11 protein-coding genes are annotated in these 12,072 nt (G+C 47.8%); 5 read left to right on the forward strand and 6 right to left on the reverse strand.

Features of this window, described 5'->3' with window-relative positions:
- Positions 1-139: 139 nt before the first annotated feature.
- On the forward strand, positions 140-853 hold the full coding sequence (locus OM95_RS01270; RefSeq protein ID WP_041869416.1) for a 3D domain-containing protein: 714 nt from the start codon (positions 140-142) through the stop codon (positions 851-853).
- Positions 854-950: 97 nt separating this feature from the next.
- Positions 951-1,988 carry an alpha/beta hydrolase gene (locus OM95_RS01275; protein ID WP_041869820.1) on the forward strand — a complete coding sequence of 346 codons (1,038 nt, stop codon included), beginning with the start codon at positions 951-953 and terminating at the stop codon, positions 1,986-1,988.
- On the opposite strand, the gene OM95_RS01280 is transcribed toward OM95_RS01275, so the two are convergent.
- The 3 genes from OM95_RS01280 to OM95_RS01290 all read right to left on the reverse strand — a co-directional run bounded on the left by OM95_RS01280 (position 1,969) and on the right by OM95_RS01290 (position 5,689).
- Positions 1,969-3,222 (reverse strand): hypothetical protein, encoded by a 1,254-nt coding sequence (locus OM95_RS01280; protein WP_041869418.1) that lies wholly within the window; start codon positions 3,220-3,222, stop codon positions 1,969-1,971. The two genes, OM95_RS01275 and OM95_RS01280, sit on opposite strands and share 20 nt — an antisense overlap.
- Positions 3,223-3,354: 132 nt before the next feature.
- A complete protein-coding gene (locus OM95_RS01285) occupies positions 3,355-4,338 on the reverse strand; it encodes a hypothetical protein (RefSeq protein WP_041869420.1) in 984 nt (327 codons plus the stop codon).
- Between the two features lie 193 nt (positions 4,339-4,531).
- Entirely contained in the window at positions 4,532-5,689 is a 1,158-nt protein-coding gene (locus OM95_RS01290) for a hypothetical protein (RefSeq protein WP_041869422.1), read from the reverse strand.
- A 455-nt stretch (positions 5,690-6,144) separates the two neighbouring features.
- Between OM95_RS01290 and OM95_RS01295 the strand changes: the two genes are divergently transcribed.
- Complete coding sequence (locus OM95_RS01295; RefSeq protein WP_041869424.1) at positions 6,145-7,098, forward strand: N-acetylmuramoyl-L-alanine amidase-like domain-containing protein; 954 nt, start codon at positions 6,145-6,147, stop codon at positions 7,096-7,098.
- A gap of 470 nt (positions 7,099-7,568) precedes the next feature.
- A complete protein-coding gene (locus OM95_RS01300) occupies positions 7,569-8,393 on the forward strand; it encodes a flagellin (protein ID WP_041869426.1) in 825 nt (274 codons plus the stop codon).
- 172 nt (positions 8,394-8,565) lie between these two features.
- Here OM95_RS01300 and OM95_RS01305 read toward each other — a convergent pair whose 3' ends face one another.
- On the reverse strand, positions 8,566-9,204 hold the full coding sequence (locus tag OM95_RS01305; RefSeq protein WP_041869428.1) for a transposase: 639 nt from the start codon (positions 9,202-9,204) through the stop codon (positions 8,566-8,568).
- Positions 9,205-9,607: 403 nt separating this feature from the next.
- Here OM95_RS01305 and OM95_RS01310 point away from each other — a divergent pair, with 403 nt between their 5' ends.
- Positions 9,608-10,441 (forward strand): flagellin, encoded by an 834-nt coding sequence (locus OM95_RS01310; RefSeq protein ID WP_041869429.1) that lies wholly within the window; start codon positions 9,608-9,610, stop codon positions 10,439-10,441.
- Positions 10,442-10,581: 140 nt separating this feature from the next.
- On the opposite strand, the gene OM95_RS01315 is transcribed toward OM95_RS01310, so the two are convergent.
- Together OM95_RS01315 and OM95_RS16970 are read right to left on the reverse strand one after the other, a co-directional pair.
- Positions 10,582-11,790 carry a PQQ-dependent sugar dehydrogenase gene (locus tag OM95_RS01315; protein WP_041869431.1) on the reverse strand — a complete coding sequence of 403 codons (1,209 nt, stop codon included), beginning with the start codon at positions 11,788-11,790 and terminating at the stop codon, positions 10,582-10,584.
- Between the two features lie 54 nt (positions 11,791-11,844).
- A complete protein-coding gene (locus OM95_RS16970; RefSeq protein ID WP_291515420.1) occupies positions 11,845-12,000 on the reverse strand; it encodes a hypothetical protein in 156 nt (51 codons plus the stop codon).
- Between the last annotated feature and the right edge of the window lie 72 nt (positions 12,001-12,072).

A 12,072-nucleotide genomic window follows, 5' to 3' on the forward strand; every position in this document is an offset into this window, starting at 1 on the left:
CAGCGCCACTCCCGCCCTTCTCTGATTACTTTTTTGACAGACATGAAGGCTTTGCAGAGGAGCTATGTATTTTCGACAGCAGCTCGGCCAATTAAGCTATTTTTTGATATAAATAGGGCCACACGGAGGCCCTTGGCGTATGAGATATTCCCAGTCTATAGTCGCACTATTGTTGCTTCCACTTTTCCTTGTCTCTTGTGCTGTTTCAAAATCTTCCGATGGATTTGGCCTCACACCGTCCATTTACTACAAACCAACTATCGTTCAAGCGAACAACAAGTGCAGTCCGTCGCAGATGCGGGACGTGGTGACTCCTCAGGACGCGAAGCTGACGGCTTTGTGCGAGGCGGACTACAAACAGTGTCTGATGCAAGGCTCGTGTTTTGTTCAGACCGACGGAGTTACAACTTCCTATAACTATCATTCAACCATTGAGGGAGTTCCTCGTTTCGTGGAAGTGGATTTGTCGACGTGTCCTTTCGGCTACGGCTCTTACGGCGATTGCTTGGATCCCTATTTTTCGGTGGCAGCAGATCTGAGTTATCACAAAGTCGGGGATGTCATTTTTGTCCCTCGCCTTGTCAGCGCGGTTTTGCCAAATGGTGAGATTCATGACGGCTTTGTGATTGTGCGTGATTCGGGTGGCGCGATTACGGGGCGGGGACGGTTTGACTTCTTTACCGGATTTTACAACCACCTTGCAAAAGAAAACACTTTGGCTGTTTTAGGCTTTGGCGATACGAAAAACCGATTCGACTATCGAGAGGCTACGGCGGAAGAAGCCCAAGCCACCCGTGAACGACGTCACTTTCCCGGCCTAAGGCCCTCTGTTTTGGCCGAAGGACTTCGCTAAAGTTGTTTAGAGTTTTAGCTCTGGACAATCCTTTTGCATTCAAAAAAAGGCAGTGCTAAGCATGGCCCAAAAGAACCCACTTTTAAAAGGAACAAATATGAAAACCTGGATTCTGGCTTTTGCTGTTTTGTTGCTGTCTTCGTCTTCTTTCGCCGAGATTCGCCATCTGCCACTAGGCCCAGGCAAAATGATCGCCTTTGAACACATCGAGAATACACCTACTGCACCGACTCTGATTCTTTTACCGGGGGTCAATCGCGGTCTTTCTTCAAACGACACGTCCGTCAGAATTTTGATTAAGCAGGGATGGAATTTACTTCTTCCCTCTTTGCCGGCCCATCCGCGCTCTATTGAGGGTTTGAAAAAAACAGAAATCCCTTATTTCTCTATGACGAACTCGATTCGCTCTGCAGATTTTGCCAAGGATATCACCGAACTGGTTCATGCGTTGGGTATAAAAAAAGCGGTGCCGGTGACTTTATCTTACACTTCATCTATCGGCGCTTATCTTAATGACCAAGAGTTCCCCCACATTATCGAGACAGTGCCCTTGGTCGTACCGACGGAAAGCGATCCGAACGCTGCAAAAACGGCGGAGCTGTGGGAGTCCTGGTTTAAGTTAAACCCGTTTATGGCTCCCTTTTGGATTCGCCAATTCCGCGATCAGGCGTACACCACGCACTGGAGCAACACAGTTGATAAAAACTTATCTGCGGATAAAGACTTCTATGGGGAAAGCCCGCGTGTCAGCGATATTAAGAAGGGCTATGTTACAATTGCCCGGGCTGCCGAAGACTTTAATTTTGCAGAGTGGAATTTTAACACCGAAGAAAGAACTCGCGACTTCGTTATTGCGGAGCAAGAAAATCCTGAGCGCCTGAAAAACCAAGTGCAAGTTTTGAAAAACTATCTGGCCTCAGGAAAACCGCTGCGTGTGATTTTGGTGCAAAACGTGGGACATGTTTTACCGACGGAAAACCCCACGGCCTATGCCGCGACTCTAGGCCTTCTGCTGCGACAACCGCGCAAAGCTCAGACACAGTTTGCGGTGGTGAGCACTGCGAAGTCCGTCGACTCCATTGAATGGAAAGACCGCAGCGCTCTGGAAGCCTGGATTAAAGAGAACCAACGTTGAGCATGAAGGTCATGCCGCCCAAAGGTCTTTCCATATCTCTCAGGATCTCGCCCCATGTGGGCGAGCTGTTGACCTGCAGAAGGTGTTTAAAAAGAACTTTATGAACAGGTGTTTCATACCCAAAATAGCTGGAAAGACCATTGGTTAAAATATCGATTTTCCCTTTGGATTTTCTCTCCTCGAACATGGTCAAGTAGTACGAATAGCTGGAGCACCCATCAAAGAAGAAGATTTGATGTTTGCGGGTTTGGAACTCGAAGCCACCGGCTTTTTCCTCTAAAGATGCGATGTCTAAATTGCCCCCCAAACCCGAGTGACCGGCGTAGATGACAACGTCGGCATTTTCCACAGAGTGCTTGAAGAATTTTGCAAAGGTCACATTTTTACTGGCGACCGCTGTCTCTGCCAGAAGTCGGGTGATGCGCACTTGAACTTCTGAACCATCAGATCTTTTTAAGGTCTTCGTAAACTGATGAATAGGACGATTTTGGTAGCGGGCCACAATCTTTTCATTGAAGCCACTTTGGCGTAACCAGGTGTTCAACTCTTCAAAAGCCATGCGCCCTGCATCTTCGGGATCTTTGGCGCTGTCGGCGTAACCGTTAATAGTGGTGATTTCGAACAGATCGCCATTGCCATTGTCGTCACGCAGCTTATCCAAAGAGGCGCTCGTGTCTGCCGGTGCATTCTTGAAAGCGGCGATCTTAATGTTTACGGATCTTGCCATGGGCGCTTGACGAAGGAATTCGCAGCCTTCACGGAAGGGGTCGTAAAAGTACCAGAAGTCGCCGAAGCTGTTGTAGTGTTCGTCGGTGCATTTTTCTTCGTAGAAGTTATCAAGGTCACTGGGCATCGTGATTTTCCAGACACCTTCATCCAAAAGTTTCTTTGCGGTGTTTTTATTCAGCAGCAGCACACCCGTAACTTTATAGGCGATGGTGCGAACTCCCGCGGACTTACGATTTTTCAAAATCTCGTAAGCCAACGGAAATCGGGGGGCGCCAATACCGGGCGTGTCGGAGTTGATTTTATAGAAAGTCACCATCGTCGGTGATTGCATGTAACCGAACAAGTGCTGGGCGTGAAGATCGGCCAAGGTCACGGCATCAGAGCCGTCTGTTGTCATGAATTCTGTACTGTAGGTAAATTTGACTTCAACGGAACTGGGAGAAAAAACAGCGGCTGCAGCGGAATGCGCTGAGAGCAGAACCAAGAGAAACGCCAGGGACTTCATACAAGGACCTCCTGTTGTCATCGGAGGCCCTTTTTTAAGTGAGGCCTAAGGCCCCGTCAACTCAGTGAACTCGGGCCTTGTTATTCTTTCAGAGGGGGCCAAGGCGAGGCATCCTAAAGCGTTTATATCCGATTAGAAGCTGCCGGTAACGGAAGCCGAAACCCAGTAAGGCATGTCTAAACGAATGTCATCCTTGTTGATGGCGTCTCTGTAGAATGAAAGACCGCCTTCTAGCGCGCCGATGACACCATAAAACGGTGTTGGTGTGGAAAGCTTGGCAACCAACTCGGTATCCCAGTTAATTTGTGGAGCATGATAGTACTGGTGGCCATCGCCATGGGCGACGTTGTTCCAGTTGTTATTCAGCTCATAACCGTTATCACGGCCTTGAACCGCATCACGGGCTTTATAATTCCCGACGACTCCAGCTTCAAAATAAGAGGCCACGCGATACTTGCTGGAAACTTGTGTGAGAAATTCATTGCCCAGTGCCCAGCCTTTGGCATTTCTGCCTCCACGAACTGTGATTTGCCCGCGTACCGAGTGAACCCATTGAGTCAGAGTATTAGAGTAAGTGGCCCCCAGAATGAGATCGGGTGTGCCCGAACCCAGTTGCATGTTGTAAGCGGCCGTTTGCGAAGGATTCGACGTGAATGTTTCGTCAATGCTTCCTGTCGGAAGAGTGACGCTGACATCGCCAAGAACAAGATGAGACTGTTCCGCATGCAAGGCGGTCATACCCATCAAGCGAATATCTCCAAGACCTTCTGTGTAGTCGCGTGTTTTGAAATTCAGGCCGCCGGGAATGGGTTCGTATTTGGTCTCGACCATATTTTTGATATGAGGAACAAGCGCCAGCAAGGTCCATTGGGGGCTGTAAAGCCAGGTTGCTGTCACCATGTTCAAGTCCACCGTCGAAGCATCGAAGCCATAGATGCGCGTGTTCGCGTTGTTCGTGCCTTGTAGGTCATATTTGTAATAGCTGTATGTCAGAAACACAGACGGGGGTTTGGGTGCTGTCGCCGTCGAGGTGCTCGCAGCTTCAGTTTGTGCAAAACTGCCGATTGAAAAGAGCGAAGCAAAAAGAATAAGTCCCAGACAAAACGTTTTGTTCATAACGATTCTCCTGTTGAATGCCCGCATAAAACTCGCGAATGCGATTTTCAGTCAATCAAATTCACTCAAAAATAAATAGAGCAATTACTTTAATTTATGAGTTGGATTTTAGTGATTTTGAGTGGGGAAAGAAGGTATAGACAAAGCATTTCTTGGGTCAGGGCCCCAAGGGCCCTTGTCTGCATCTTGTAGATTAAAGAGGTGTCAGGATCACTTTATTAGGCCAGAACCCACCTAAGATCAGCGTGTTTGAGATCGTTTCGATTTGATCAAAACAGCGCTCATCTAACAGGCCTCTTACCAAAGCCTCTGTTGCTGCGAATGAGTCATGGAAAGTCGGAGCGCCGTCGTTGCGCATGAACAGAAATGAGCCTTGCGGATGATTTTCGCGATAGCTCATCAAATCGTCCAAATGATACTCGTCGCTTTTACATCCTAGGTGGGCGAAGACCTTTAAAGACGACGCCGGGACTTCTTCCAAAACATTCGGTAAATCCAAGCGTTGCCCCATTGAAAATGGGCCGAAGTCAGGACCGCGCCCGCTGCGAGAATGACCGTTGTAGACCACGACTTGATCATTCTTAAGGGCGGCTTCGAAGTCAGTTTTGGTATTTTGAATAAGTGTTTTTTGCTCCTCGCAAAGAGACGACTCCAATCGCTCCCAAATATTCTGTGTTGGATCTTCTCCGGGGCAAACCGTGTTAGGATTGAGGAGGGTGACCACGACATTCTTTGGCTTTCCTCGATGAAGCGTTTTGCGCGTAAAAACGGTTTTTCCGACGCTTTGACTGCGAACTTCAAATCCCAGTTGCGCAAAAGAATTAAGATACCTTGAATGAAGCGAAACCGAATTCCCGTAATGATAAGGAACCGCAGCCCAACCCAGCGCATGACCAGCACCTGACATTTCGTCAATGTATCCCATGGCAACAGTGATGCGCAGTTCGTCTTGCTCGAAAAGCTGATCAAAAAAGTCGGCTTGGCGCTCACAAAGAAGCGGTCCAGAGGGAGGTGGCCACTGTCGTGAATTCTTCTTTCCGGGTTTACTAGGCAGGAGAGGTTGCACACCTAGGAGTAACGTAACTCCTAGAGCAGTTCCTCGAACATCTTTGAAGGCTGCGTCTGAAAATTGAAAAATGCGCTGCTGAGGCGAATTGACAATACGCTTTTTGAACGACGTTAAAACAATAGCTTCATAGGCATGGGCGAAATGATTGGGGTCTGATTTGCGAATGTCACTCCAGGTTTCCCAATCGTTTTCAAGAAGGGCCTCATAAAGAGAAACACAGGCCCGATCGTTGAAGTCACACCAAAAAGAAGTCCCACTGCGCTGTTCGAGCAGCGTCTCCATTTTACGCTTCTGCGTAGAGACTGTCAGATTCTCGCTAGCCTTAGATTGTGATTTTGTTTGTCCGAACGTCACTGGCGTCGCCAAGCTAAGTACGATGAGTGAAGTGAGAGCCCCTGTTCGTATCCGATTCAACTTTGCATTCATAGGATGATTTACCTCGTTCTGTGAAAGGCCGTCGCTTGTATAAGTCGATCGGATTTTTCATATCAAGTGACCTACAGATTTCATGCCTTTTATGGTCGACCCGAGAGGCCCTATATTCGCTAATAAAAAGGTGACTCGCTAAATGTGGAGCCTATGATTTTACGGTGGCTGAAAATTGTTAGTCACATGAAAGCTTTCTGTCGTGAAATGTCGTCGTGTCAAAACGATACACACATACAGTGGATTGTATTGCACATGAGGCTGCGTTGAATTTTGCTTTGAGGGAAATTAAACCATTTAGGACGTTTGTTATGAAGTCTGCTTTTTCGCCACTGGTTCTTATACTCGTCGCCACTTTGGTGAGCCCCACGGGGTTCGCCCAGGTTTCCGTTCGTTCGTCGGCTTTGATCGAGCAGGAGGCGGAAAGTGATTTGCAGCGAATTTTTTCGCGGGCAAGTCAGAATGACGTTTTTGCGAAGTCCCTGAGCGAGCGCGTGGATTTTTACTCATCTCTTTTTCTGGGAAAGCCCTATTTGGGAGGAGCCCTGGGTGAAGGCAGCACTTCGGCTTTTGATAACGATCCCCTTTACCGATTTGATGCTTTTGATTGCACGACCTATGTGGAAACCGTCGTCGCCTTGTCTTTGGCCACCTCCGAAGAGGCCTTTAAAAAAATATTATCTCAGGTTCGCTATTTGAATGGCGAGGTCAGTCTTTTTAAGCGAAATCACTTTACGAGTGTTGATTGGACTCCTAATGCAGAAAGATTGGGGGTACTTCGAGATATCACTGCGGATGTGGGAGCCGAACAGACTTCCACATTGACGACCCTGATTGAGAAAAGCACGTGGTTTTTCCGTCAGGCCCCCGAGATGGTTAAGGCCACCGATCAGTTTCAAAAGAAAATTGAATACATCCGCACGCAAACAAAAAATTTCGCAAATGAAAAAGTGCGCCTACCGTTCATTGATAAAAAGACGTTGTTGGCGAACCCACAGTTGCTTCGATATTTTCCGAAAGCAGGAGTCATTAATATCGTACGTGCCAACTGGAAAGTGAAAGAGGCCATTGGTACTGCCCTTGATATCTCTCACCAGGGGGTGTTCTTCGAACGAAACGGCCAAATCATTTTTCGCCATGCAAGCTTCAAACGGGGTTCGCAATTTGTTGTCGAAATTCCTTTGTTAGACTACGTCAGAAATAATTTTGGCGACGCTACTTTTGCGGGCCTGAATATACTTCAGATGAATGATTTACGCCTTTGAAATCTCGTAACATAATGCTTAAAAGAAGCTCGCATTCAATTCTTTGGTCGGGCTTCGCCTGGACCTTAGTCGTAAAATTTTTTGGTCCTTAATATCAAGTAAAATCAATAATTAAGACATCCTCTTTAAAAATTCCTAGACCTTCGCCCTAAAGTTTCCTGGACCATGGTCCGAAGAGTTTCTCGTACACGTTGGTGCTTCAGAAAAGGACCCTCTCAAGACTCGCAAGAGTTCCCAAAAGGCTAAAACCTCTCTGATGGCTCGGTTCCTCGACAATCAGGTCAGTCACCCTGATTCCGGGGAACCCTCCAACCATTTTTAATTTTTATTTTGTGAGTTGAAAGAAAACAAAATCGATCGACGTACGTTGGTGGGATTCAAGAATGTTCTGATGGCAAGTGGTGCTGCCTAGGTCCATGAATAATTCCAAAAAATCAGCGTGCGAGGTCTCAATCCCTTAGGAGGTTCTCATGGGCTTAAGAATCGCAACAAATACTGCATCAATCGCAGCACAACGTGTGCTAACCAAGCAACAAAAACGAGCGGAACACTCAGCGCAGGCTCTGGCGTCGGGTTCACGCATCGTCAATGCCGCCGACGACGCTGCCGGTTTGGCAATCTCAGAAAACTTTAAAGGACAGTTGAAAGGTATTGCGCAAGCGCGCAACAACGCGAACAACGCGATTTCATTCTCACAAGTGGGTGAGGGTGGACTGAGCGAAGTTTCTAATATCTTGATTCGTCTCCGTGAACTCGGAGTACAAGCGGCCTCAGACACTGTCGGTGATACGGAGCGCGGGTTTCTCAACAATGAGGCCCAGCAGTTGGTTCAAGAAGCTGACCGTATCGCAAAAACCACTACTTTCGGTAATACCAAACTTCTTGATGGTTCGGGCGGGAAATTAGAATTCCACGTCGGGGCCTATGGAGGAGAAGAAAATATCATAGCCTTCGACTTCGATGCTAACGCGACAACCAGTTCTTTGGGGATCAGTGGTATTGATGTTTCGGATAAGTCGGGAGCCCGCGATACTCTGCAGTCTGTCGATGAAGCGATTCAAAAAGTCGGTTCACTGCGCGCGAGTTTCGGTGCGATGCAATCTCGATTGGAGTCATCAGTAAGCAACCTCGACGTTTCTTACGAAAACTTGTCTGCCGCCAACTCTCGTATCCGCGACACTGACGTGGCGAAGGAAACAGCCGAGATGGCATCAGCAAGTATCCTGCAAAACACGGCGGTATCGGTTTTGGCGCAAGCCAACCAATTACCGAACGTAGCAATGAAACTAGTATAATAAAAAATTAAGAAAACAATTTTCGTAAACTACGAATATCGGATGGGGCCTTACTGGGATAGGGTCTCATTCGAGAATGAGGGGTCGCCCACATATACCTCTCGTGTCTTAAGCCCACCCTGGGAGCACCCGCTCCCAGGGATTTTAAAAGGTGCCAGGGGACTTTTTCCAACTAGAGGGCGTCATTTTCCAAATTCGAAAGTCGGCAGTTCTCCCGAGCCAGTTTGAATGTGTGCTTTTTCAAGGCTTTCCTGACCGCTTCCCAATTCTTTTTTTCAGGCGTGGCATTGAGCCACTGCAAAGTTTCCCTCCTAGATTCCAAAGTTTCCCAGTTGCTATCGTCTAGAATAGGAATCTCTATTTTCTGCTCTCCCAATAAACCTTTCAATGTCGAGAACTCGTAGTCCTCAACCTTCGTGCACAATCCGGCCTCGACTGGATTTCGGTACACATATTTATATGCGTGAAGGAAGTAAAGAGGACTCGAAATATAGGTGCGGTGAAAACGAGAGCCGTATGTTCGATTGATGCGATCGCTTAAATCTCTTAAATCTTTGCCGGTCTCGCCCATAAAAAATTGCATGGCTTCGCTCAAATTCTGCTCGGGTGCGCGAGCAATGAGATGGAAATGATTCGTCATCAGTACGAAGGCGTGAATCCGAATCCCGAAGGCTAAGTGTATAAAGTGCAGCTGTCTGCACATGGCCTTCCAAACTTCTTCTTTTTCGACCCCGAACCATTCGCGATTTATACATCTTGCGGTGATGTGATAGGGGAATTCGGTCTGACATATAAAGTTGTTTCTGCCCATGCCTTTGGTCTGAAGCAATGACCGTGCAGATCTTAGAAGGAATGAGATTGAAAATAGCCCTAAGCGTTGGACGCAGGTCGGTTGGGAAAAATCCCCTGGCACCTTTTGCTGGACTTTGGTTGGGGATTTTCTTGGATTTTGGGCTTGGTTTCAGGATGTTGGTCTAGGTTTTTCTGGATGATGGTCTAGTTTTGCTGGACGCGACTAAAGCCTTCACAGACCTCGCCGAAAGGTATGTCAGAAGCAACGACGGAACTTAAGTCGAAGTACTCGAGAGACTCGGATGGAGTGACTGCCTGAAGAGAATCGTTAGCAGAGGAACTCGACAAAAGTAAAGTCACTAACGTGTACAACAGGTAAGCCTAAGTAGGTATAAGGCTGCCGCAATTAATGGGGGTCCCAAATGGGAATGAGAATTTCTACTAACGTATCAGCGATCAACGCACAGAGAACTATGGTTACTTCTCAGCGTTCAATCGGTAAATCCATGGAGCAATTGTCTTCTGGATCACGTATCAACAAAGCGGCAGATGACGCTGCGGGATTGGCGATCAGTGAAAACTTGAAATCGCAAATCAGATCATTGAGCCAAGCAGGCCGTAACGCCAACGATGGTATCTCAATGGTGCAAACTGCAGAGGGTGGCTTGAGTGAAATTTCTAACATCTTGACTCGTATGAGAGAGTTGGGTGTTCAGGCTTCATCTGACACGGTTGGTGATGTCGAGCGTGGCTTCCTTGATAAAGAGGTTCAACAATTAAAAGCTGAAGCTCAACGTATTACGCAAACAACTAAATTCGGAACTACAAAACTTCTTGATGGTTCTGGTGATAAATTTGACTTCCAAGTCGGTATCAACAACAGTGAAGACGCAGATAGAATCTCGTTCAATGCTGGTGAAACTGACTCTACAATCTCGGCTCTTGGAATTGATGGTTTCGACTTCTCTTCTAAGGCGGGTGCGCAAGATGCTCTTGAGTTGGTGGATAAAGCTCAATCTCAAGTGAATGGTTACCGAGCAAATCTGGGTGCCCTTCAAAACCGCTTGCAATCCACTGTTGATAACTTGGGTGTGCAACATGAGAACATCTCTGCTGCGAACTCTCGTATCCGCGACACTGACGTAGCTGCGGCAACTGCTGAGTCAACTCGTAACTCAGTACTCTTGCAGGCGAACACGGCGGTGTTGGCACAAGCGAATGCGATGCCTAACTCAGCATTGAGATTGATCGGTTAATTAATATAAGAATATAAAGTTTGATCTGGGAGGGCACCTCCGTTCCCTCCCGGTACCAACCTACCCAAGGAAGCGTTACAGCTTCCTTGGGGTACTAACAGGCCTTGCAAAGAAGGCTTTTTGTATTTGTTCAGAGTCATTTATTGTGGTTCCACTTTCCAAATTTGTCCTTCATCTGTCGCAATATAAAGATTATCCTCGGGCCCGGTCACCAAAGAACGCATGCGTGCGGATGGCAGTATTGCCGTGGTCATGGCTTCACGTTCTCCAGAACTGTTCAAATAAAAAATATCCAGTCTTCGTGCGGCCATCATGCCCACGGCAAGAGTTCCTTCCCATGCCAGCCACTTTGATCCGGTGAGGAAAGTGGCCGGTCCCATGCCTTGTGAGTCGGCGTAAACTACGATCGGTCGCATTGCATTGGGGAATTTTATGATGTCAGTCATGGGCGTCGGCAATCCACTGGGTTTATTCGAAGTATAGCCGCAATAGTTGTCAGCGCAGGTGACGCCGGGTTCGGGCTGCGGGTCCCAGCCACCGTTTCCGCCGGGAATCAGGCGTGTGATTTCATCGCTATGGTTGGGACCGTGTTCGGCAATAAATGCCTGCCCGGTCACAGGATGAAATGTCAGTCCCTGAACATTGCGATGACCGAACGTAAAAATGCGTGGGTCACCTCCCGAAGGTGTGTTGTTGTTCGGCGCACCGGCGCCATCTGTGGTCACCCTTAAAACTTTTCCACCGAGCCTGGTCAGGTCTTGGGGAAGTGGCCCATTGTGATTGTCTCCCGTTGTGATATAGAGCAAACCGTCGCGATCGAAGCGAATGCGGCCGCCGCTGTGGGAACCCGCGCCACCCCAGGTATTTGCGACGTTCTTGTAAGAAATGTCGGTAACAATGTCATTGCGATCAGAGACGGTTGACAAGTCATTCGCGACAGTCAATTTGATGACCCTGTTGGTTCGAGGGTTGGAAAGATTTGAAGCCATATAGACGTAGATCAGCCGATTCAGTGAAAACTGAGGATCAAGCGCAACGCCCGCCATTCCGGATTGGCCCTCGCAAAACAAATCATTCGCGATGACGGCAGAGCCCGCAGTGCCGAACAGGCGAATAACCGTTCCGTCAGTCTTACGAACAGAAAGTCCGCGACATTTTTCAGTGAAGAAAAGAGTTCCATCGGGAAGAAACGCCAGGTCCCAGGGATTTTGCAGTCCGGTCATAAAAGGGGTTTGCACGAGAGTTGGCTCGCGCCAGGATCCTTGAGATTTTTCATTCGTATTGGAGCTTCCGTTGGCACAAGCGGATTGTAAGATGACATAAGCTATTAGGATTCTATTTTTAAACATCGATCACCCTCTTAATAGATAGAAAAATGAAATTGAATGTGTAAAAAATCGAACTTACTTATCCCGCTTCCGGTTTGCAGGTAAGGACTTTGTTGAAATCTTACTGGTTGAGCGGGGACCAGGGCCGCGACTGACAATACCTTCGCCATTTTTGGCGGCTTCTTCTTGTTTAACGTCATCCGCTTGGGGTGATCTGCCCTTGCTTCCCATAGAACCTCCATTTTTTTTGCTTCGATTGTGGCACAGGGATGATGTCTGAAGAACGTCGAAGAGAGGTGTTTG

The organism is Bdellovibrio sp. ArHS, assembly GCF_000786105.1.
GTDB lineage: Bacteria > Bdellovibrionota > Bdellovibrionia > Bdellovibrionales > Bdellovibrionaceae > Bdellovibrio.